Source organism: Vibrio sp. 1078-1 (genome assembly GCF_033340475.1).
In genome coordinates this window covers 1-643 of the sequence record NZ_JAWOWM010000474.1, presented here as the reverse complement: position 1 = coordinate 643, position 643 = coordinate 1, and the positions used below count along the sequence as shown (strand labels likewise).

At 46.3% G+C, this 643-nt stretch carries 1 pseudogene; it reads left to right on the top strand.

The features are described 5' to 3' along the window. A pseudogene (locus tag R7190_RS28270) lies at positions 1–643 on the top strand (cadherin repeat domain-containing protein); the annotation flags it as partial.

Here is a 643-nt window from a genome sequence, read left to right as displayed (position 1 = left end):
TTCACGTTTGGAGAAAGTTGAAACGCAAAATATCACTTACAAAATTTTGCGCAGCGAACCAGACAACGAGGTTGCCGAGTTACTAAACCCAGAAACGGGTTTGCTTTTGATCCACAACGTTGGTCAGGTAACCGTTGAGGCGACAGCAACATACAGCGATGCTTTCTTAAACAAGCAGCAAGTCGCTCAGTTTGTGGTCGATGTGAAACAGGGTCAACGTCAAGCCATCAGTGTTGCGAATATTGCTAAGACGTATGAAGACGGTGGACGCATTTTCCCTCAAGTTGCACACGCTCGCGGCGACTATGGATATCGCATCATCAATGGTGAAGATGTTGTCGCTAAAACTACGGATGGTGAAGCGTTGTTGATCAAAGGTGTTGGTAGCGCAGAAGTTGAAGCCTACGAATACGACTTGCGTAATTATCCAGCAAGTAAAACCCGCTTCAACATTGAAATCGAACGCGCACCTCATCCGGTAATGAAAGACGTGGAAATGTCTCTCACTTATCAGCCTAAACTGGCTATTCCAATGACGTTTGCTGGTCAGAAAGGCAAAGTCAGTCTGATTGGTGGGTTCCCTGAAGGTCTTCGAATGAAGGATGGCAACTTAGAAGTGGATACCGCGGGCGAATATCGTCTT